19 protein-coding genes and 1 pseudogene are annotated in these 20,377 nt (G+C 67.4%); 10 read left to right on the top strand and 10 right to left on the bottom strand.

Annotated features, from left to right (window positions below; genetic code table 11):
• The 6 genes from CYU89_RS10390 to asnS form a co-directional block, all read right to left on the bottom strand.
• Window positions 1-710 (bottom strand): aldehyde dehydrogenase family protein (locus CYU89_RS10390; protein ID WP_296280733.1); only part of this gene is annotated, 710 nt, incomplete at its 3' end.
• Between the two features lie 43 nt (window positions 711-753).
• Entirely contained in the window at window positions 754-1,542 is a 789-nt protein-coding gene (locus tag CYU89_RS10385) for an SDR family oxidoreductase (RefSeq protein WP_296280731.1), read from the bottom strand.
• Window positions 1,543-1,658: 116 nt separating this feature from the next.
• Window positions 1,659-2,303, bottom strand: coding sequence for an FMN-binding negative transcriptional regulator (locus CYU89_RS10380; RefSeq protein WP_296280730.1), 645 nt, complete (start codon window positions 2,301-2,303; stop codon window positions 1,659-1,661).
• Window positions 2,304-2,307: 4 nt separating this feature from the next.
• Entirely contained in the window at window positions 2,308-2,616 is a 309-nt protein-coding gene (locus CYU89_RS10375; RefSeq protein WP_296280729.1) for a hypothetical protein, read from the bottom strand.
• Window positions 2,613-2,918, bottom strand: coding sequence for a hypothetical protein (locus CYU89_RS10370; protein ID WP_296280728.1), 306 nt, complete (start codon window positions 2,916-2,918; stop codon window positions 2,613-2,615). The genes CYU89_RS10375 and CYU89_RS10370 overlap by 4 nt, the downstream gene beginning before the upstream one ends.
• The gene (gene asnS, locus CYU89_RS10365; protein WP_296280727.1) at window positions 2,918-4,318 is read right to left on the bottom strand and encodes an asparagine--tRNA ligase; all 1,401 of its coding nucleotides are present in this window, start codon (window positions 4,316-4,318) and stop codon (window positions 2,918-2,920) included. Before asnS ends, CYU89_RS10370 begins: the two co-directional genes overlap by 1 nt.
• A 112-nt stretch (window positions 4,319-4,430) precedes the next feature.
• On the opposite strand from asnS, the gene CYU89_RS10360 reads away from it, so the two are divergent.
• The 9 genes and pseudogenes from CYU89_RS10360 to CYU89_RS10320 all read left to right on the top strand — a co-directional run.
• A complete protein-coding gene (locus CYU89_RS10360) occupies window positions 4,431-4,769 on the top strand; it encodes an iron-sulfur cluster assembly accessory protein (protein ID WP_296280726.1) in 339 nt (112 codons plus the stop codon).
• Window positions 4,770-4,939: 170 nt separating this feature from the next.
• Entirely contained in the window at window positions 4,940-5,362 is a 423-nt protein-coding gene (gene rpsF, locus CYU89_RS10355; RefSeq protein WP_296280725.1) for a 30S ribosomal protein S6, read from the top strand.
• A gap of 11 nt (window positions 5,363-5,373) precedes the next feature.
• On the top strand, window positions 5,374-5,604 hold the full coding sequence (gene rpsR / locus CYU89_RS10350) for a 30S ribosomal protein S18 (protein ID WP_056880329.1): 231 nt from the start codon (window positions 5,374-5,376) through the stop codon (window positions 5,602-5,604).
• Between the two features lie 98 nt (window positions 5,605-5,702).
• Complete coding sequence (rplI, locus tag CYU89_RS10345; RefSeq protein WP_296280724.1) at window positions 5,703-6,152, top strand: 50S ribosomal protein L9; 450 nt, start codon at window positions 5,703-5,705, stop codon at window positions 6,150-6,152.
• A 199-nt stretch (window positions 6,153-6,351) separates the two neighbouring features.
• Window positions 6,352-7,752 (top strand): replicative DNA helicase, encoded by a 1,401-nt coding sequence (locus CYU89_RS10340; protein WP_296280738.1) that lies wholly within the window; start codon window positions 6,352-6,354, stop codon window positions 7,750-7,752.
• 42 nt (window positions 7,753-7,794) lie between these two features.
• Window positions 7,795-8,991: an alanine racemase gene (gene alr / locus CYU89_RS10335; RefSeq protein WP_296280723.1), complete on the top strand. Its 1,197-nt coding sequence runs from the start codon at window positions 7,795-7,797 to the stop codon at window positions 8,989-8,991.
• A 31-nt stretch (window positions 8,992-9,022) separates the two neighbouring features.
• Window positions 9,023-10,441 carry a deoxyribodipyrimidine photo-lyase gene (locus CYU89_RS10330; protein ID WP_296280722.1) on the top strand — a complete coding sequence of 473 codons (1,419 nt, stop codon included), beginning with the start codon at window positions 9,023-9,025 and terminating at the stop codon, window positions 10,439-10,441.
• 59 nt (window positions 10,442-10,500) lie between these two features.
• On the top strand, window positions 10,501-11,961 hold the full coding sequence (locus tag CYU89_RS10325) for a wax ester/triacylglycerol synthase family O-acyltransferase (RefSeq protein WP_296280720.1): 1,461 nt from the start codon (window positions 10,501-10,503) through the stop codon (window positions 11,959-11,961).
• Window positions 11,962-12,167: 206 nt separating this feature from the next.
• Window positions 12,168-12,740: pseudogene (locus CYU89_RS10320) on the top strand (OmpA family protein); the annotation flags it as partial.
• A 55-nt stretch (window positions 12,741-12,795) separates the two neighbouring features.
• On the opposite strand, the gene pip reads toward CYU89_RS10320, so the two are convergent.
• The gene (pip, locus tag CYU89_RS10315; RefSeq protein ID WP_296280719.1) at window positions 12,796-13,740 is read right to left on the bottom strand and encodes a prolyl aminopeptidase; all 945 of its coding nucleotides are present in this window, start codon (window positions 13,738-13,740) and stop codon (window positions 12,796-12,798) included.
• Window positions 13,741-13,894: 154 nt separating this feature from the next.
• Here pip and CYU89_RS10310 point away from each other — a divergent pair, with 154 nt between their 5' ends.
• A complete protein-coding gene (locus tag CYU89_RS10310; RefSeq protein ID WP_296280717.1) occupies window positions 13,895-16,258 on the top strand; it encodes a Tex family protein in 2,364 nt (787 codons plus the stop codon).
• Between the two features lie 45 nt (window positions 16,259-16,303).
• Here the strand turns inward: CYU89_RS10310 and CYU89_RS10305 are convergent, their stop codons facing one another.
• The 3 genes from CYU89_RS10305 to CYU89_RS10295 form a co-directional block, all read right to left on the bottom strand.
• Window positions 16,304-16,459: a hypothetical protein gene (locus tag CYU89_RS10305; protein WP_296280715.1), complete on the bottom strand. Its 156-nt coding sequence runs from the start codon at window positions 16,457-16,459 to the stop codon at window positions 16,304-16,306.
• A 6-nt stretch (window positions 16,460-16,465) separates the two neighbouring features.
• A complete protein-coding gene (locus CYU89_RS10300; RefSeq protein WP_296280713.1) occupies window positions 16,466-18,046 on the bottom strand; it encodes a hypothetical protein in 1,581 nt (526 codons plus the stop codon).
• A gap of 156 nt (window positions 18,047-18,202) precedes the next feature.
• Window positions 18,203-20,245: a hypothetical protein gene (locus CYU89_RS10295; RefSeq protein ID WP_296280711.1), complete on the bottom strand. Its 2,043-nt coding sequence runs from the start codon at window positions 20,243-20,245 to the stop codon at window positions 18,203-18,205.
• Window positions 20,246-20,377 lie beyond the last annotated feature (132 nt).

Here is a 20,377-nt window from a genome sequence, read left to right as displayed (position 1 = left end):
GGCCCCGCCAGCCCTGCGATGCGCCGGCCCACCGCGGTACTGCCGGTGAACGACACGGCCTTGATGGCCGGATGCAGCACCAGCGGCTCGCCAACCGCAGCCCCGGTGCCGTGCACGATGTTCAGCACACCGGCGGGCAGGCCGATCTCCGCGGCGAGTTCGCCGAGCATCGTTGCGGTCGCGGGAGTGATCTCGGACGGTTTGGCCACGACCGTATTGCCTGCTGCCAGGGCGGGCGCGATCTTCCACGTGAACAGGTAGAGCGGCAGGTTCCACGGAGAAATCGCCGCCACTACGCCCAGCGGCTGTCGCAACGTGTAGTTCAGCCCGGCCTCGCCATGGTGCGATTCGCTGGCGAACTGCGTGGCCGCATGCGCAAAAAACCGCAGGTTGGCGATGGCGCGGGGAATCTCGATATCGCGGGCCAGTGCCAGCGGCTTGCCGGTGTCGCGGGACTCGGCGGCGGCAAACACGTCGCGGCGTCGTTCCAGCGCGTCGGCCAGCGTCTCCAGCCACCGCGAGCGCTCGCTCGTGGTCACGGCCGACCACGCGGGGTAGGCGGCTTCGGCGGCCTGTACCGCCAGCAGCACGTCGTGTTCGCTGCCATCGGCGACTTCGGCGTAGACCTCGCCCGTCGCGGGCTCGAACACCGCACGCCAGGCGCTGCCCGTGCGCAGTCCGCCTTCGATGAAGTGGCCGAAGCGTTCCATGCCCGTTAGCTTAACCCGGCTGGCGATCCCCCGTTCCTTCGGCTCAGATCGATTGCATCCGGCCGCCGTCGACCGCCAGGCTGACGCCCGAGATGTACGCGGCTGCCGGCGAAGCCAGGAACGCGATCGCGGCGGCGATCTCATCGGCCTCCGCGAACCTGCCGACGGGCACGGTGGCCAGCATGGTGGCGGTGACGGCGTCTTCCGATTTGCCCGTAGCCTGCACGCGATCGCGCAGGATCTGCTCCAGCCGCTGCGTACGCGTGTAGCCGGGCAACACATTGTTGACGGTGATGCCGTCGGCGCCCAGTTCCCGGGACAGGGTCTTGGCCCAGCTGGCAACGGCGCCGCGGACGGTGTTGGAGACGCCGAGGTTGGCGATGGGTTCCTTCACCGAGGTGGAGACGACGTTGACGATGCGGCCCCAGCGGGCTTCGCGCATGCCGGGAACCGTCAGCTGGGTGAGCACCTGGTTGGCCAGCAGGTGGCGCTGGAATGCAGCCAGGTAATCGTCGGGACCGGCCTCGATTGCGCGTCCACCCGGCGGACCGCCGGTGTTGTTGACGAGGATGTGCACGGGACGGTCGGCCGCGAGTCCGCCGACCTTCGCCTGCAGGGCCGCGGCATCGGCGACATCGACGGCGATGCTGTCGTGCTGCTGCGCATGGAACGTACAGGGCAGGGCGGCGGCGACGTCCGCCAGCACGTCGGCACGTCGGGCGAGCAGGGTGACGCTCGCACCCAGCAGCGCGAGTTCATGGGCGGCCGCGCGGCCGATGCCTTCGGAAGCGCCGCACACCAGGGCGTGCCGGCCGGCGAGGTTGAGGTCCATGCGTCGTCCCAGCAATGACAGGGGGCGAGTGTAGCCCTGTGGGTATCGCGTGTGGGAGCGATGGGAATCGGGATGCTGCACCTCACTCGCGAAGTGGATGGACCCCCATTCGCGACTTACGTCGCCCCTACGCCGTCACCCCGACGGGCCGAGCGCTCGCGCATCAGCCCCGACACCGCCACGTTGTCCTCGCCGCCCAGCCGCTGCAGGGCGGCGGCGGCGCCTTCGACGTTGGCGACCGGATGGTTCTGGCTGAGCTTGAATTTCAGTTCCACTCGCTCGACCGTGAAGCGTAAGCCGACGATGCCGCGCAACTGGCGTACATGGTCGTCACGGTCGTGTTCGAACCGCCAGTCATTGCCGACCCGTCCCTCGTTGCTCTGGCTGAGGCGATCGACGATGGATGCCAGTTCGGCCGTTTGGTCGGTGGTTTCGAGTGCGCCATGCAGGTGGGCGACCGCATAGTTCCAGGTCGGCACGCGTGCGGCTTCCTCCTTGTCCGCATACCAGCCCGGCGACACGTAGGCATGCGGGCCATGGACGATCATCAGCGCGGGACCGGCATGGCGCGCCTGCGGATTCGGCTTCGCCCAGTGACCCTCGATGACGATCCGATCCTCCTGGCGGTCGTAGAGCACCGGCAGATGGCTGATGGTCGGAGCGCCATCGGCGACAGTGACCAGGGTGACGAAGGCGTCACGCGCGATCAGCCGGTCCAGTTCGGCGAGATCGTCTTCGACGAACGCGCGCGGCGAGTACATGCGGTCAGGCGCGCGCGCCGAGCGACTGCACCATCTTCGGCACCAGCACGGCATCGTCGTCGCCCCGCGGGGGCTGGATGCCCGCCAGCGAGAAGCCGCGTGCCAGCGCGTCGTCCTCGTCCAGCCCGTCGAAGGCCACGAACTCGGCGTCGAACAACGCCGCACGGGCACTGTCCTCGCTGTCGTAGGGCAGGGTGTTGCCGTCGCTGTCCAGCACTTCGGCCGTGCCGGCCTCCAGCATGCGCAGGCGTGCCCAGATCAGGGTGCGGCCCAGCGACGCCAGGTACCAGTCTTCGCGCAGGAACGGATTCATGCGAAGGCCTCCGCCCACAGCGCCAGCAGGCCGGCCATCGCCAGCCCGAACATGATGACGCACAGCGAAATGCGCGCCGGCGTGGCCAGCCCCGACAGCGACGTATCGGGGATGCGGCGATAGTCGCCGGACAGCAGCCAGCGCAATGCCACCGGCTTGAGAAAGGCGCCTTCGCCCCACTGCGCGCCCAGCGCGCCATGGCGGTCGCGCACGTGCACCAGCGTCAGCGGCCAGAAGATGACGAACGCACAGAAACCCGCGATGGCGACACCGACGAAGCACAGGGCGAAGAACAGGATCATCAGAACTCCGCGTTGCCGGGCGCGCGCGGGTAGGCGATGGCATCGCGGATGTTGCTCAACCCGCACACGTACACCACCAGGCGTTCGAAGCCCAGGCCGAAGCCGGCGTGCGGCACCGAACCATAGCGGCGGAAGTCGCGGTACCAGCCGTAATGCGCCGGATCCAGGCCGAACTGGGCCATGCGCGCATCCAGCACGTCCAGGCGCTCTTCGCGCTGGCTGCCGCCGATGATCTCGCCGATACCGGGCGCCAGCACGTCCATTGCGGCGACGGTCTTGCCGTCGTCGTTCAGGCGCATGTAGAAGGCCTTGAAGTGCTCGGGATAGTTGGTCACCACGACCGGGCGGCCGACGTGCTGTTCGGTGAGCCAGCGCTCGTGTTCGGTCTGGAGGTCCAGGCCCCACTCGACCGGGAACTCGAACTTCTGCCCCGACTTCTGCAGCAGCGAGATCGCATCGGTGTAGTCGATGCGCTCGAACGGCGAGTTGACGAAGGCTTCCAGGCGGGTCAGCGCGGTCGGCTCGACGCGCTCGGCGATGAACGCCAGGTCGTCGGCACGCTCGCTGAGCACGGAGCGGAACAGGTACTTCAGGAAGTCCTCGGCCAGCTGCGCATTGGCGGCCAGGTCGTTGAACGCCACTTCCGGCTCGATCATCCAGAACTCGGCCAGGTGGCGCGTGGTGTTGCTGTTCTCGGCGCGGAAGGTGGGGCCGAAGGTGTAGACCTTGCTCATCGCCAGCGCATACGCCTCGGCGTTGAGCTGGCCGGACACGGTCAGGAAGGTCTCCTTGCCGAAGAAGTCGCGCGAGAAGTCCACCGCACCTTCCTTGTCGCGCGGCAGGTTGACCAGGTCCAGCGTCGACACGCGGAACATCTGGCCTGCACCTTCGGCATCGGAGGTGGTGATGATCGGCGTGCTGATCCAGAAGTAGCCGTTCTCGTGGAAGAACCGGTGCACGGCCTGCGCCAGCGAATTGCGGATGCGGGTGACCGCGCCGAACAGGTTGGTGCGCGGGCGCAGGTGGGCGAACTCTCGCAGGTATTCCAGCGAGTGCTGCTTGGGCTGCATCGGGTAGGTTAGGGGGTCTTCCACCCAGCCCACCACCTCGATCGCCGAGGCCTGGATCTCGAAGCTCTGGCCCTGGCCCTGCGAGGCCACCAGGGTGCCGGTGGCGACGACCGCGCAGCCCGTGGTCAGGTGCTTGATCTCGGATTCGTAGTTGGACAATGCCGCGGGCGCCACCACCTGGATCGGCGCGAAGCAGGATCCGTCGCTGACGTTGACGAAGGACAGGCCTGCCTTTGAGTCGCGCCGCGTGCGCACCCAGCCGCGCACCGTGACTTCGCCGCCGGCCGGGAGCTTGCCCGCCAGCGCATGTTCGACGCTTACCACCGTCATGGCTTGAATCCTTCGAAGACAGACTTATTAATGGAACGCGGAGTTTACAAGAGCTGCGCAGCCCTCGGCATGCCGAGGGCTATAATCCGTCGGCGTTGCGAAGGAGACACACATGGCCATCACCCTGACCCCGGTCGCACTCGAGCGCGTGCAGCGCTTCGTCGAGCAGACGCCGGCTGCCCTGGGCCTGCGCTTCGGCGTGACCCGCACCGGTTGTTCGGGCTGGGGACACGTGGCCGACCTGGCCCGCGACGAGCGCGAAGGCGATACCGTGTTCGAATTCGGCGGCGTGAGGATCTACGTGGATGCCACCAGCCTGCCGCTGGTCGATGGCACCGAAATCGACTTCGCCAAGCAGGGCCTGTCGGAGACCTTCATCTTCAGGAACCCCAACGCTGCGGCCGAGTGCGGCTGCGGCGAGAGCTTCACCACCACCGCCGACGCTGCCTGATTCCACGCAACGGCACGGCTTGCCCCTAAGTCGTTGACCTGCCATACTTTCCTGCTGCCGGAGGCCAGCCTGGTCGCCGGTTCCTCGCCCCACCGTGTCCACCCAGGCATCGGGGGGCTGTTCCGTCCGGCTGTTTTCGTGGCCGGACCCACATCCGAAAGGTAAAAACGATGCGTCACTATGAAGTCGTGTTCCTGGTCCATCCGGACCAGAGCGAGCAGGTGCCGGCCATGATCGAGCGCTACAAGGCGCTGATCGAGGGCGGCAACGGCACCATCCACCGTCTGGAAGACTGGGGCCGCCGCCAGCTGGCGTACCCGATCCAGAACCTGGTGAAGGCCCACTACGTCCTGCTCAACATCGAAGCCGACCAGGCCGTGCTGAACGAGCTGGTCGAGAGCTTCCGCTTCAACGATGCGGTGCTGCGCAACCTGGTCATCAAGCGCGATGGCCCGGATACCGAGCAGTCCCTGATCATGAAGAACAAGGACGAGAAGGGCGACAAGCCCGAGCGTGGCGAGCGTCGCCGCCGTGACGACGACGAGGCCGGTACCGAAGCCTCGACCGATTCCGACACCGCCGAAGCCGCCTGAGGAGCACCCCCATGTCCAAGTTCTTCCGTCGCCGCAAGTTCTGCAAGTTCACCGCCGAAGGCGTGAAAGAGATCGACTACAAGGATCTCAACACCTTGCGCCAGTACCTGACCGAGAACGGCAAGATCGTGCCGAGCCGCGTCACCGGCACCAAGTCCCGTTACCAGCGCCAGCTGTCCGCCGCGGTCAAGCGCGCCCGTTTCCTGGCGCTGATCCCGTACACGGACAACCACGACGTGTAATCCAGGACCTCCCCGCACGGGGAGGTTCTTCTTTCCCACTGTCATTCGGACAGCCAATCGCTGCAGGCCCAGCCTGCTAACGAATACGGAGCAATACGATGGAACTGATTCTTCTGCAGAAAGTGACCAACCTGGGCGTCCTGGGCGACAAGGTCAACGTGAAGCCGGGCTACGGCCGCAACTACCTGGTGCCGCAGGGCAAGGCCGTGCCGGCCACCGCCGCCAACGTCGCCGAGTTCGAAGCCAAGCGCGCCGAGTACGAAGCCAAGGCCAAGGCTGTCCATGACGACGCCGAAGCCCGCGCCGCGAAGCTGGATGGCGCCAGCGTCACGATCACCGCCAACGCCGCGACCGAAGGCAAGCTGTTCGGCTCGGTCGGCCCGCGCGACATCGCCGACGCCTTCACCGCCGCCGGCCTGCCGCTCGAGAAGAGCGAGGTCATCATGGGCGAAGGCGCGCTGCGCAACATCGGCGAGTACGACATCGTCGTCAAGCTGCACGCCGACGTGCAGACGACCGTCAAGGTCGTGGTGCAGGCCGAAGGCTGATCCACCCGCGCATCATCCGTGATGCCGACAGACGGGCGCCGAAAGGCGCCCGTCCTGTTTTGGGATTGGGAGTCTCGGATCCTGAGATGCCCACCGGTTATCCACACACTTATCTGCAACACCCCTGGGCATGGACTGCCTACCATGACCGGCCGTGCTGGCGCTCGCCCCGCATGCGCCGCAGGAGTTCGCCACGCCCATGTCAGCACGCACCAACTTTCGCCAGGATCCGCACGATTCGCGCATCGAACAACTGCGCGTGCCGCCGAACTCCATCGAGGCGGAACAGGCGGTGCTCGGTGGCCTGATGCTGGCGCCGGAAGCCTACGACCGCATCAACGACAAGCTGACGCCGAATGATTTCTACCGGCGCGATCATCAGCTGATTTACCGGGCCATCGGCGAACTGGCAGAAAGGAACCGTCCGTTCGACGCGGTGACGCTGGGCGAGTGGTTCGAATCGCAGGGCCAGATGGAACTCATCGCCGGCGGCGCCTACCTGGTCGAACTGGCCAGCACCACGCCGTCGGCCGCCAACATCACCGCCTATGCGGAGATCGTCCGCGACAAGGCGGTGATGCGGCAGCTGATCGAGGTCGGCACCGAGATCGTCAACGACGCCTTCCAGCCCGATGGCAAGGAAAGCGACGAGATGCTGGCCGTCGCCGAGCAGAAGGTGTTCGCCATCGCCGAACAGGGCGCGCGCGGACGCACCGACTTCGTGGCGATGAACGACGCGCTGAAGGATGCGTTCGAAGTCCTGCGCGTGCGGTCGGAGAGCGGCGGCACGGTCACCGGACTGCCGACCGGCTACACCGAATTCGACATGATGACGGCGGGCCTGCAGCCTACCGACCTGGTGATCCTGGCCGCGCGCCCGGCCATGGGCAAGACCACGTTCGCGCTGAACATCGCCGAATACGCCGCCATCAAGTCGAAGAAGGCCGTCGCGGTGTTCTCGATGGAAATGTCGGCCGGCCAGCTCGCCATGCGCCTGATTTCCTCCGTGGGGCGCATCAACGCGACGCGCCTGCGCACCGGCCAGTTGGAGGATGAGGACTGGAGCCGCGTGACCAGCGCCATCCGCATCCTCAAGGACCAGGCCAAGGTCTTCATCGACGATACGCCGGGCCTGTCGCCGGACGTGTTGCGATCGAAGGCGCGCCGGCTGAAGCGCGAGCACGACCTCGGCCTCATCGTCATCGACTATCTGCAGCTGATGTCGGTACCCGGCAACAACGAGAACCGCGCCACCGAGATTTCCGAGATCTCGCGCTCGCTGAAGGGCCTGGCGAAGGAGCTCAACGTCCCGGTGATCGCGCTGTCGCAGCTCAACCGCTCGCTGGAAACGCGCACCGACAAGCGTCCGGTGATGGCCGACCTGCGCGAATCCGGAGCCATCGAGCAGGACGCCGACATGATCGTCTTCATCTACCGCGACGATTACTACAACAAGGAAACCTCGCCGGACAAAGGCCTGGCCGAGATCATCATCGGCAAGCAGCGTTCGGGTCCGACGGGTTCGTGCAAGCTGCGGTTCTTCGGCGAATACACGCGTTTCGACAACCTGAGCCACGACAACATCGGTGCGTTCGAGTAGCCGCCGCTGCGGTCCTAAGCCCGGCGCCGCTACAATCGCGGCATGCCAGGACCTGAATTCCCCGACGTGACGGATCCCGCGGCCGCCCTCCGCCCGGAAGCCAACGACCGACCCACGCGCATCCGCGTGGATCTAGAGGCAATCGGCCACAATTTCCGCGCGCTGCAGGCGCATGCCGGGGCGCCGGTGATGGGCATCGTCAAGGCGAACGCCTACGGGCACGGGCTGGTGCCCGTGGCACTACAGCTGCAGTCCGAGGGCATCGGACAACTTGGTGTTGCGCTGGTCGAGGAAGGCCTGGTCCTGCGGCGTGCAGGCGTGACTGTGCCTATCCTCGTGATGGGGGGAATCCATGCGCCGCAGGTCAGCCAGTTCCTGGCGTGCGATCTGGAAGTGACGGTCTCGTCGATCGCCAAGCTGCGGCAGGTCGAGGCGGCCGCGGAGGCAACCGGGCGCGGGGCGGTAGTGCACCTGAAGATCGATACCGGCATGGAGCGCATCGGCGTGCACAGCGAGAACGCCGGCGGCTTCATCGAGGCCGCCGTGGCGTCGCCCTGGTGCACCGTGAAGGGCATCTACTCGCATCTGGCGTGCGCGGACGATCCTGCCTCGCCGATGACGCGCGAGCAGTTGCAGCGTTTCCTGCACGCGTGCGGACACTTCGACAGGATCGGTGCGCCGATGCCGATCCGGCACCTGGCCAACTCCGGCGGTGTGCTGCACTTTCCCGAGACCTGCCTGGACATGGTACGACCCGGCATCGCGCTGTACGGCGTGATGCCCGATCCCGCCTCGCGGCCGACGGTGGCGCTGCGACCGGCGCTGTCGCTGGTCTCGAAAGTCGTTTACTTCAAGGTGGTCAGGGCGGGCCGGACGGTCAGCTACGGCGCCACATGGACGGCCACGAGCGACACGCGCGTGGTCACCGTGCCGATAGGGTATGGCGACGGTTATCCGCGCTCGCTGTCGTCGCGTGGCGAGGTCCTGGTGCGGGGCGAGCGCCATCCGATCATCGGTCGCGTCTGCATGGACCAGTTCATGGTCGATCTGGGCCCGGGCGGGAGCGCCTACAACGAAGACGAAGTGGTGCTGATCGGCCGGCAAGGCGCCGAAACCATCCCGTGCGAAGCGGTGGCGCAGGCGGCGGGGACGATCCCCTACGAAATCCTCACCGGACTCAATGCCCGCATTCCGCGCGAGTACGGGAACGCTGCATCCGCTGCCGGGCCCGTTGCGTAAACGCCGCAGCCCTTCCCAGCGATCCGACTGCATGCCCAACGCCATCGTCTGGTTCCGCCACGACCTGCGCCTGGATGACAACCCGGCTTTGCGGGCCGCGGTGGAGGAGGGATTCACCCCGATTCCGGTCTACGTGCATGCCCCCGCCGAGGAAGGCGAATGGCCACCGGGTGCCGCCTCGCAGGCGTGGTTGCATCACGCCTTGATGGCGCTGGATGGCGATCTGCGTCGGCGCGGTTCCCGCCTGGTGATCCGGCAGGGACCCAGCGAGCAGGTGCTGCACGACCTGGTCGCGGCATCCGGCGCAACCGCTGTGTTCTGGAACCGGAAGTACGAACCTGCCACGCAGCCGCGCGACGCTGCGCTAAAGAAGGCATTGCGTGAGCAGGGCCTGCAGGCCGAAAGCTTCAACGGCAGCCTGCTGATCGAACCCTGGGACATCGCGACTCAGCAGGGCCAGCCGTACAAGGTATTCACGCCCTTCTGGCGGACGGCACTCACCTTGTTGCGCACGCCCGCCCTGTGGAATGCGCCCTCACGGTTGCCGCCCCTCGACGATGGGCCCGGCGGCGACGCGCTGGATGCCTTGCGGCTGACGCCGCGACGGGGATGGGATGCAGGCTTCTGGGACGTCTGGACGCCCGGCGAGGCCGGCGCGCGCGACGCACTGGACGTCTTCATCGACGGCGCGCTCAACGGCTACCGCAGCGACCGCGACCGGCCGGACCGTGTCGGTACCTCGCGCCTGTCGCCCCATCTGCACTTCGGCGAGATCGCGCCCTGGCGCATCGTGGCGGAGCTGGAGCGCGTGCGTACTGCCGCCAACAGCGCGGACATGGACGGTTACATCCGTGAGCTGGGCTGGCGCGAGTTCGCTTACCACCTGCTGCACCACTTCCCGCAGACCACCACGAAGAATCTCAATCCGCGTTTCGAGCACTTCGACTGGGCGAAGGTGGACCCCGACTCGCTGGAGGCGTGGCAGCGGGGACGCACCGGCGTGCCGATCATCGATGCCGGCCTGCGCGAACTGTGGGCCACGGGCTACATGCACAACCGCGTGCGCATGGTCGTCGCCAGCTACCTGACCAAGCACCTGCGCTACCACTGGCTGCACGGAGCCCACTGGTTCTGGGACACGCTGGTCGATGCCGACCTCGCCAACAACACGCTGGGCTGGCAATGGACGGCCGGGACCGGTGCCGACGCCGCCCCGTATTTCCGCGTGTTCAACCCGGTGACGCAGGCGGAGAAGTTCGATCCCAAGGGAAGCTACATCGCCCGATGGGTGCCGGAACTGGCCGACATCCCCGTACCTGCGCGCTTCGCGCCATGGGAGACCCCCGAGTTGCTGGCCAAGCGCGGCCGCGGGTACCCGCGCCATCCCATCGTGGACCTGGCCGCCGGGCGCGACGGCGCACTGGCTGCATACCGCAAGACCGGTGACTGAGCCGCGTTGACGCCTTTCGCCGCCGCATGCTTCACTCGGCGCGGGAGAGGAGGGTACGCATGGCCACGAAAAAGGCGTCGGCGAAGCCGCGTCGCGAGCCGATGTCGCGGGTGGACACCGCCTGGTTGCGGATGTGCCGGCCGACAAATCCGATGATGATCACCGGCGTGCTGATGTTCGACGAGCCGATGACGTTGGATCGGCTGAAACAGGTGATCAAGAAGCGCTTCCTCGCCTATCCGCGCTTCCTGCAGAAGGCGGTAGATACGCCGGCAGGTGCTTCGTGGGTGACCGACCCGGACTTCGATCTCGACTGGCACGTGCGCATTTCGGCCCTGCCGGGTCGGCATGATCCGAAGTCGGAGAAGAAGGCCCTCGAGCGCTTCACCAGCCAGATGGCATCGACGCCGCTCGACAAGACCAAGCCGCTCTGGCAGTTCCACCTGATCGAGCGCTACGGCACCGGCTCCGCACTGGTGGCCCGCATCCACCACAGCTACGCCGATGGCATCGCGCTGGTGCAGGTGCTGTTGTCGCTCACCGATACCAGCCGCAAGCCCGACACGGGCAAGGACCTGCGTTCGGCCTGGCTCAAGAAGGACGGCGCGGAGGTCGTGCGCCGCGTCGGCGCCATCGACCGTTACGTGCAGATCGGCGGCAAGGTGCTGGGCAAGGGCATGGAGATGATGCAGGACCCGACGCTGGCGACCATGCTGGCGAAGGAGGGCGGCGAGATCGGTCGCGAGCTGCTGCATGCGCTGTCGCTGTCCGACGATCCACCCACGCTGCTGCGCGGCAAGCTTGGCGTCAGCAAGCGGGTCGCGTGGGCGGAACCGCTGGACCTGGAAGAAGTGAAGGCGGTCGGGCGCGCCTGCGACTGCACGGTCAACGACGTATTGATGGCGGCCGCCGCCGGCGCCCTGCGCAGCTACATGCTGGAGCGCGGGGAACAGCTCGATGGCGTCAGCCTGCGCGCCACCGTACCGGTGAACCTGCGTCCGCTGGAGCACGCCCGCAAGCTGGGCAACCACTTCGGCCTGGTGTTCCTGGATCTGCCCGTGGGCGAGGACAACCCGATCCGCCGTCTAGAGCGGGTGGCCGAGTGCATGCGCGACCTCAAGAATTCACGGCAAGCCATTGTTGCCTTTGGCCTTCTTGCGGCACTGGGCATGGCGCCGGCGGCCATCCAGGGCGTGGCGCTCGAGTTGTTCTCGCGCAAGGCGACGGCCGTGGCGACCAATGTGCCCGGCCCGCAGCAACCGTTGTACATGGGGGGCGCTCGCCTGCGGGACATGATGTTCTGGGTGCCGCAGACGGGGTCCATCGGACTGGGCATTTCCATCCTGAGCTACAACGGCCGGGTGCATTTCGGGCTGATCGCCGATGCCAAGCTGATTCCGGACCCCGATGCGGTCATCCGCCGGTTCGGTCCGGAATTCGACAAGCTGCTCTATCTGTCGTTGATGGGGGACTGGGAGCAGACGCTGGATGCCCCGGCGGCCCAAGCGTTGGTCGACTGATCCCCGCCGGCACCTGAATGAACAGGGCGCAAATCGCGTGATGTAAACATTTCGCTGGTTAGGCTTGCGCCCCGTTCCATCCGCATGCCACCCAGGAGATACCCATGAACGCGATGCTCAAGACCGGCGCCCTCGCGGCGCTCACCGTGACGATGCTGGGCGGCTGCGCCAGCTACACCGGCCAGACCAATGATCCGAACGATCCCAACCGCACCCGCAATGGTGCGCTGATCGGCGCCGGCATCGGTGCCGTCGCAGGCCTGCTCAGTGGTGGTGATGCCACCGAACGTCGCCAGCGTGCGCTGGTCGGCGCAGGCGTCGGCGGCATCGCGGGCGGCTCGATCGGCGCCTACCAGGACCGCCAGGAAGCCGAACTGCGCCGCCAGACCGCCGGTACCGGCATCGATGTCAGCCGCGATGGCGACGTCATCAAGCTCAACCTGCCGGATGGCGTGACCTTCGACTTCGGCAAGGCCGACCTGAAGTCGCAGTTCTATCCTGCGCTCAACAACGTGGCGGCCACGCTGCGCGAGTACAACCAGACCATCGTGGAAGTCAGCGGCCATACCGACAGCATCGGCTCCGAGGCCGTCAACCAGCGCCTGTCCGAACAGCGTGCGGCGGCGGTGGGCAACTATCTGATCGGCCAGGGCCTGCAGCGCGAGCGTTTCGAGATCGTCGGCATGGGCAAGCGCTATCCCATCGCCAGCAACGATACCGATGCAGGTCGTGCCGCGAACCGTCGCGTCGAGGTCCGCGTGCTGCCGGTCCGTTCGTAAGCACGTTTGCATCTCGCCTGTCCGACGGGCCGCCTTTGCGCGGCCCGTCTTCGTTTCAGCGATCCGCGAACGCATCCGTTGCGCGAACCAGCGCATCGGTGATCGCCGGCTCGGTGGCGCCGTGGCCGGCCAGCACCATCTCCAGGCGTGCTTCAGGCCAGGCCTGTGCGAGGTCCCAGGCACTGCGCGGCGGGCAGATGATGTCGTAGCGGCCCTGGACGATCACACCGGGCAGGTGGCGGATGCGGTCGATGTCGCGTAGCAACTGTCCATGCGCGAGAAAGGCGTTGTGGCGGAAGTAATGCGCTTCGATCCGTGCCTTGGCCAGGACCCTTGCGGGATCTTCGTCCGACGTGGCATCCGGGTCGTGCAGCAGCGTGGCCGCACCGTCTTCCCAGCCCAGCCACGCCTGTGCGGCGGCCATGGCGATGGCCGCGTCGGGATCGTCCATGCGGCGCCAGTACGCCTCTATCATCGTGCTGCGTTCTTCCGCGGGGATATGCGCCTCGTAGCGCGCCCAGCGTTCCGGAAACACCCAGCGCGCCCCGCCGTCGGCCTCGTTGAACCAGCGGTTCTCCTCTTCGCGGCCGAGGTAGACGCCGCGCACGATCACCCCGGTCGCACGCGCGGGGTGCGCCTGCGCGTAGGCCAGCGCCAGCGTCGAACCCCACGAGCCGCCGAATACCAGCCAGCGCTCGATTCCCGCGAGCGCACGCACGGCTTCGATGTCCGCGACCAGGTGCGCGGTGGTGTTGTCGCGCAGCTCGCCGAACGGCGTCGACTGGCCGGTACCGCGCTGGTCGAACAGGACGATGCGGTAGCGTGCCGGATCGAAGAAGCGCCGATGCACCGGCGACAGGCCCGCGCCCGGGCCGCCGTGCAGGAAGATCACGGGGATGCCGTCCGGATTCCCGCATTCCTCCACATGGAGCGTGTGCAGGGCATCGACGGCAAGCCGGTGCGTGCGGTACGGCGCGATCTCGGGATACAGCGTGCGCATGGGCAGGGGGTCCTCGCGGGGTGTCCGAGCATAGCCAGCGGCGCCCCGTCCGTCAGCCCGCATCGGGCGCGCGTGTCAACCCGTTTCCCGCGCGGCCAACCGTTGCCACAATCCGGGTCCCACCCGGTGCATCGGGTTTTCCAGTACGGACGCAATGCAAGACCGCAATCCCCAGATCGCCCAGCACATCGCCGCCACCATCGCTGCCGAGATCGGCGCCCAGACCGCGCAGGCCAAGGCCGCCATCGCGCTGCTCGACGAAGGCGCCACCGTGCCCTTCATCGCCCGCTACCGCAAGGAAGTCACCGGCGGGCTCGACGACACCCAGTTGCGCAACCTCGAAGTGCGCCTGACCTACCTGCGTGAGCTGGAAGACCGTCGCGCCGCCGTGCTCGCCAGCATCGACGAGCAGGGCAAGCTGACCGACGAACTGCGCGCCGAGATCGAGGGCGCCGACAGCAAGGCGCGGCTGGAAGACCTCTACCTGCCGTACAAGCCCAAGCGCCGCACGCGTGCGCAGATTGCGCGCGAAGCCGGCCTGGAGCCGCTCGCCGACGGCCTGCTTGCCGATCCCACACAGGTGCCGGAGGTCGCGGCCGCCGCGTATGTCGATGCCGACAAGGGCGTGGCCGATGCGAAGGCCGCCCTCGACGGTGCGCGCGCCATCCTGATGGAGCGCTGGGGCGAGAACGCAGCACTGGTGGGCGAACTGCGCGCCTGGATGACCGATGTCGGCGTGATCCGCGCCAAGGTCGCGCAGGGCAAGGAGAACGAAGGCGCGAAGTACCGCGATTATTTCGACCACGCCGAGTCGCTGGCGAAGATCCCCTCACACCGCCTGCTTGCGCTGTTCCGTGCTCGTCGCGAAGAGATCCTGTTGCTCGATCTCGACCCCGGCATGGAGGCCGAGGCGGGCCACCTGCAGGCCGAGGGACGCGTGGCCGTGCATGCCGGCGTGTCGGCGCAGGGCCGCGCCGCCGACAAGTGGTTGCTGGATGCCTGCCGCCTGACGTGGCGCGCCAAGCTGCACATGCACCTGCTGCTGGACCTGTTCAACCAGGCGCGCGAGAAGGCCGAAGCCGAGGCCATCGCGGTGTTCGGCGACAACCTGAAGGACCTGCTGCTGGCAGCGCCTGCGGGGCCTAAGGCCGTGCTTGGCCTCGACCCGGGCCTGCGCACCGGCGTGAAGGTCGCGGTGGTGGACCGCACCGGCAAGCTGGTCGACCACGCCACCATCTATCCGCACGAACCCAAGCGCCAGTGGGATCAATCGCTGCACGTGCTGCGTGCGCTGTGCGCCAAGCACAAGGTGGACCTGATCGCGATCGGCAACGGCACCGCCAGCCGCGAAACCGACAAGCTCGCGGGCGACCTGATCAAGCAGGCGCCGGAACTGAAGATGGACAAGATCGTCGTCAGCGAGGCGGGGGCGTCGGTGTACTCGGCATCGGAGTTCGCGTCGAAGGAATTCCCCGATCTCGATGTCAGCATCCGCGGTGCGGTGTCGATCGCGCGCCGCCTGCAGGATCCGCTCGCGGAGCTGGTGAAGATCGAGCCCAAGGCCATTGGCGTGGGCCAGTACCAGCATGACGTGGACCAGTTCCGCCTGGCGCGCGCTCTCGATGCGCGGGTGGAGGACTGCGTGAACGCCGTGGGCGTGGACGTGAACACCGCCTCGGCCGCGCTGCTGACGCGCGTGTCCGGGCTGTCGTCGACGGTGGCCGGAAACATCGTGCGCTTTCGCGACGAGCATGGTGCGTTCCGCACGCGCAAGGCGCTGCTCGGCGTGCCACGCCTGGGCGAGAAGACTTTCGAGCAGTGCGCCGGCTTCCTGCGCATCGCCGATGGCGACGAGCCGCTGGATGCCTCGTCCGTGCATCCGGAAGCCTATCCGGTGGTGGAGCGCATCCTGGCCGGCAGCGGCCGGCAGGTGAAGCAGATCGTGGGCGACATCGTCTTCCTGCGTGGAGTGAAGCCCGAGCAGTACACCGACGAGAAGTTCGGCGTACCGACCATTCGCGACATCCTGAAGGAGCTGGAGAAGCCCGGTCGCGATCCGCGTCCCGAATTCAAGGCAGCGCGCTTCGCGGACGGCGTGGAGGACATCAAGGACCTGCGCGAGGGCATGATCCTGGAAGGCGTGGTCAGCAACGTGGCTGCGTTCGGTGCGTTCGTCGACATCGGCGTGCACCAGGACGGCCTGATCCATATCTCGGCGCTTGCCGACCGCTACGTGAAGGACCCGCGCGAGGTGGTGAAGGCGGGCGATATCGTCAAGGTCAAGGTGCTGGAGGTCGATGTGGCCCGCAAGCGCATCGCGCTGACCCGCCGCCTGGACGATGCGCCCGCGCCGCAGGAGCCGCGCGAGGCCCGCAACAGTGACCCGCGTCCGCCACGCGGACCGGACCGAGGCAATCCGCGCGACCCGCGGCGTGGTCCGTTACCCGCGAAGACGACCGCTGCGCCGGCGGACAACGCGCTGGCCGCGGCGTTCGCCCGCGCCCGCGACAAGTCCTGATCCAGCCGCGGGACACCGGCATCGGCCGATGTCCCGCGTTCCCGCTCAGCGCTTCTTGCGCGGCTTCTGCGCCGCGGTGATCTTCGACACCGAGGCCAGCAGCTCCGCCGACGCCACCATGGACTCCATCGCGCGCTGCAGACCGGCATGCGCACCTTCCCGCAGCACCTTCTCGATCTGATCGCCTTCCAGCTTGCGCACCGTCTTCTAGTCGGGCTCCGGGAAGGCTTCGCGCAGGGCCACCAGCGCGCTGCCGATGGCGATGTCGAACAACTGCGTGCCATCCAGCCATTCCACGCCATCGAACTTCTCCCGCAGCGGATCCGGTTCGGGCCACCACGGATCGATCTCGGGGATCAGCGGCGGCAGGCGTTCGTACAGCAGGTCGAGCGCAAGCCGGACACCCTGGCAACGGCCAGCGAAGCGACCAAGCACGTCGCGCGCATGCTGGCCGATCAGGCGGATTGCGCCCAGGTCGAGCTTGGCCAGCGGAATGTCGGTCGTGGTCAGTACCGCTTCCATCACGCGTTCGTCCCACAGCAGCGTCCAGTACAGGCGCGAGTTCATGCAGCGGATGCGCTCGGGCCGCGACAACCACACCGCGAGGTTGCGGTAGTAGGACTTGATCTCCTCGAAATGCGCCTGCCCGCTGGCCGACGACAGGAAGCCGTTGCGCCACACATTCCCGGGCGTCAGGCCGCTGTCGTTGAACAGGCCGATCAGGTTGACGTTGACGAAGTGGTGCCAGGTCGCATCGGTGACCACGCGGCCGATGCCGGCGCGGTGGCCGTCGTAGGCGCAGATGCCGCCGAAGGTCTGCGACTGGGTCGGCTGCTTTCCGCCGGAACGCGTGCCGCCGAGCACGCTGTTCCAGGAGACAAGCTCGGGCAGGGGGCGCGGGCCGCCGTCGGTGGCGGCGGGATACTCCGCGCCCAGTGCACCACCGAAGTTGAGGTTCGCGCCCGTCGACGTCGGCTCGAGGCATTCGCCTTCGTGGGGATGATCGGGCATCACGCGGATCACGCCGCGCGGGCCGCACAGCAGCGGGTGCGGGTAGTTGTAGCGGAACAGCCCGTTGCGCCGCGAGTACATGCGCGGCTGGATGGTCTGTGGCACATCGTCGGACTGGTCTTCGAAGGAAGACACGCCCGGCGGCCGGTTGGTGTCGTTGCGACGAGGCCCGGCCATGCTGACTTCGTCTTCGCCGCCGCTCGTGGATTCCCAGCGGCGCATGCCGCGGGCGCGCGGGATCGCATGGCACAGCGCCTTGCCCAGCGCGCCGTGGTCGCCGGTGGCGAACACGCCCCCGCCGGCATTCATGAACTGCGTCAACGCGCGCAGCTCGTTGTCGGACAATCGATCCGACGGATACCCGGCGCCACGGCTGCCGCCGTAGCCGGTGCTGATGCCGAACAGGAAGACCGCGTCGTACATGGCGGTGCCGAAATGCGCGGCATTGTCGAACTTGAAGGACGGGATGCGCTGGGCGATGCGTGTTTCGGCGGACATCAACTGGCTGCCGGCCACGCTGTTGATATGCGCCAGCGTGATCTCGAAGCGTGCATGGCGTCCCGGCATGGCGAGCAGCGAGCGCACGAAGGTGGACAGGCCGAAATCGCCTTCGGAGAAGTCCAGGCCGCCATCGGCGACCAGCAGCAGCTTGACGGTGCAGGGACGGAGGAACGGCCAGTAGATCTCGGGGTTGATGCGCCAGTCGTCGCGGAAGCGTTCGCGCAGTTCCAGGTGACGCAGGTTTTCTATCGTCAGGGGTGTATCGATGATGGGCATGGTGCTGTCCTTGGCTGGGTGGCTGAGGATCCCTCCTGCACCAGGAACAACGCCGCGTCATGGGTGCGACGGACACACGCCGGGGCGTTACGCCCCGTGTTCATGAAAAATCAGGGTTTTCCTACCTCATCGGCGATGCGATGCGCACGTTCGACGTCATGGCGCTGCGTAGCCCGCAAGGTAGCGGTTCAGGCCGTCCGCGCGCAGTCGCGTCGCTGCGGCTGTCCAGTCGACCGGCGCTCCGCGCTTCAGCGCCTCGAGGGTCGCCACGACCGACAGTTCGACTTCCGGCAGGCCCGCAGCGCCCGCTACATTGCGGCGCTGCTCGATGGCATCGAACAGCACGGCATTGGCTTCTGCATAGGTCAGGGGTGCCGTGATGCCATGCGCGGCGCGCCACGCGGGAGTCTCAAGCACTGCGTTGACGTGCGACAGGATCAGCCACGTTGCGCGGCCGATCAGCTTCAGATTGCCGGGCTGCACGCTGGTCATCGTGTTGCCGACCACGCGTCCGCGCTTGGCCATCACGCCGGTGGAGTGCGCATTGAGCAGCATCTTCAGCACGATGGTCTGGTTGAGCTCGAACGCATCGCGCTGCGGCACCGTCACTGCGATCACCGGCACGTCACGGGGCAGGGCGTCAAGATCGCGCAGCACGTCCGGTGCGAGCGGCCGCGCCGACACGGACACAAGCACCAGCTCGGCGCCTGCCGCTGCGGCGGCGTCGAGCCATCGGCTGTTCGCCTGCGCGTGCGGTTCGTCGCCCAGCAGGATCAGCGCACCGGAATCGCCCGCCGCCGGTGCATTGCGCTGCATGTTGGCCGGTGAGTACGACAGATCGTAGAGCGCCTGCTGCTCGTCTCCCGCGTTGGCCAGCCCCCGCAACGCGGCTTCCCGCAGATACGGATCGTGTATGCCGTGCTCGAACGGCGGAAGGTACAGCGCCTTGTCGAGGCCGTGGAATGGCCGGTGCAGCAACGCCTGCCACGCCTGTGCGCCATCGGTCGCGGGCGTCCATACCTGGATCCAGGAGCGGCGCTCGGTCGCGTTCACCGGATCGAGCGGGCCGAGCCGGAAGGTCGGCGCCCGTTCGGTCACGTCGACGAACACCGGCATGAGTGCGCGCGTGGCCAGGTAGGTCGCACGTCGGCCGTTCGCATAGCTCCGGGCTTCGCGGTCGGTCCAGGCGGCGAGTTTCGGCGCGGCGGCCGCGGCGGTCTGCTGCAGCGTGGCGAAGCCGCGCAGGCGATCGCCGATGCCGGCGTCGTTGAAGCCGAGCGAGGCGAGTTCGCCGGGCGAAAGTACGTCGCGCAGCAACGCACGCGTCGCATCTTCCAGCACCACGCCCAGCACATACAGGCTGGTGGTGGTGGCCTGCATGCGCGTGGACCCGGTGATCGCCTGGGGTCCGGTCGGCAACGGGATCTTGGTGATCCGCGGATCGTCCAGCACGCGGCGGCTGCGTTCGAACGGCCGCAGTACCGCATCGGGATTGTTGTAGACGAACCAGGTGCGTCGTGCGTCGGCGCCGGCCTGGTCGGCGGCCGCCAGCGCGGTGCCGATCACGGCGGAGGTTTCGCCCCCTTCGGTGACGGCGAAGACCAGGTCGCCGGGCCGGATGTCGTTGTCCTGCAACTGCAGGCGGCCGATCTCGGGGATGTCCTCGAAGCCTTCCAGCGAGGCGATCAGGGCGCGGTCGCCACCGGTGATCTCGCCGCGCACGCGCTCGCTCAGGCCCCGATAGCGGGCCTCGATCTTCGCCATGACGGGCGAGCGGGCTGTGCGTTGCCAGAACGGGCGCCAGAGGCCGCTCTCGATGGTTTCGGCCAGGCGTCCCGTCGAACCGGTGCCGTAGAAGTACAAGCGATGGCCTTCCCGCAGCGCGCGGGTGATCTCGCGCGATGCGGCTTCCAGGGTCGCCAGCCGGGCAGGGTCGTCGGCCACTCCCTGCAGCGCAAGCGCGATGTCTTCGTCCACCGCCAGCAGCGAGGCGAGGCCATCCGCGGTGTCGGCGTCGATGCGCGTGCTCAGGTCGACGCTGCGCGGATGCCGCTGTTCGGTGAGCAGGCTGTGCAGCTGGAACTGCTGCTTGTTCGCCACGAAATCCTGCGACTGCGCCGAGGGCGCCACGCCGAGCCTGTTCGGTGCGGACTGCGATGCTGCAGGGGCCAGCACGCCGGCCATGACAAGGAAAGACATGCTGCGCATGATGCGTTTCGCCGTACGGGACATCGGATCCCTCACTGACAACGGAAGACGGCGTCGGTACCGGCGACTTTCGCGCGGCGCCCGACGCAGGCTGCTATCGTCGTGACAACGATAGCAAACGGT

This window comes from Pseudoxanthomonas sp. (genome assembly GCF_002863005.1).
GTDB lineage: Bacteria > Pseudomonadota > Gammaproteobacteria > Xanthomonadales > Xanthomonadaceae > Pseudoxanthomonas_A.
The sequence above is the reverse complement of the archived record's forward strand: the minus strand, read 5'-3'. Positions and strand labels throughout refer to the sequence as shown.

What these genes read in the sequence shown, in the direction of transcription:
- CYU89_RS10385 (WP_296280731.1), bottom strand. Translation starts at nt 1,542, where the DNA reads ATGGACCTCAACCTCGCCGGCCGGCACGCCCTGGTGTGCGGCGCTTCC.
- CYU89_RS10380 (WP_296280730.1), bottom strand. Translation starts at nt 2,303, where the DNA reads ATGTACTCGCCGCGCGCGTTCGTCGAAGACGATCTCGCCGAACTGGAC.
- CYU89_RS10375 (WP_296280729.1), bottom strand. Translation starts at nt 2,616, where the DNA reads ATGAATCCGTTCCTGCGCGAAGACTGGTACCTGGCGTCGCTGGGCCGC.
- CYU89_RS10370 (WP_296280728.1), bottom strand. Translation starts at nt 2,918, where the DNA reads ATGATCCTGTTCTTCGCCCTGTGCTTCGTCGGTGTCGCCATCGCGGGT.
- asnS (WP_296280727.1), bottom strand. Translation starts at nt 4,318, where the DNA reads ATGACGGTGGTAAGCGTCGAACATGCGCTGGCGGGCAAGCTCCCGGCC.
- CYU89_RS10360 (WP_296280726.1), top strand. Translation starts at nt 4,431, where the DNA reads ATGGCCATCACCCTGACCCCGGTCGCACTCGAGCGCGTGCAGCGCTTC.
- rpsF (WP_296280725.1), top strand. Translation starts at nt 4,940, where the DNA reads ATGCGTCACTATGAAGTCGTGTTCCTGGTCCATCCGGACCAGAGCGAG.
- rpsR (WP_056880329.1), top strand. Translation starts at nt 5,374, where the DNA reads ATGTCCAAGTTCTTCCGTCGCCGCAAGTTCTGCAAGTTCACCGCCGAA.
- rplI (WP_296280724.1), top strand. Translation starts at nt 5,703, where the DNA reads ATGGAACTGATTCTTCTGCAGAAAGTGACCAACCTGGGCGTCCTGGGC.
- CYU89_RS10340 (WP_296280738.1), top strand. Translation starts at nt 6,352, where the DNA reads ATGTCAGCACGCACCAACTTTCGCCAGGATCCGCACGATTCGCGCATC.
- alr (WP_296280723.1), top strand. Translation starts at nt 7,795, where the DNA reads ATGCCAGGACCTGAATTCCCCGACGTGACGGATCCCGCGGCCGCCCTC.
- CYU89_RS10330 (WP_296280722.1), top strand. Translation starts at nt 9,023, where the DNA reads ATGCCCAACGCCATCGTCTGGTTCCGCCACGACCTGCGCCTGGATGAC.
- CYU89_RS10325 (WP_296280720.1), top strand. Translation starts at nt 10,501, where the DNA reads ATGGCCACGAAAAAGGCGTCGGCGAAGCCGCGTCGCGAGCCGATGTCG.
- pip (WP_296280719.1), bottom strand. Translation starts at nt 13,740, where the DNA reads ATGCGCACGCTGTATCCCGAGATCGCGCCGTACCGCACGCACCGGCTT.
- CYU89_RS10310 (WP_296280717.1), top strand. Translation starts at nt 13,895, where the DNA reads ATGCAAGACCGCAATCCCCAGATCGCCCAGCACATCGCCGCCACCATC.
- CYU89_RS10300 (WP_296280713.1), bottom strand. Translation starts at nt 18,046, where the DNA reads ATGCCCATCATCGATACACCCCTGACGATAGAAAACCTGCGTCACCTG.
- CYU89_RS10295 (WP_296280711.1), bottom strand. Translation starts at nt 20,245, where the DNA reads ATGTCTTTCCTTGTCATGGCCGGCGTGCTGGCCCCTGCAGCATCGCAG.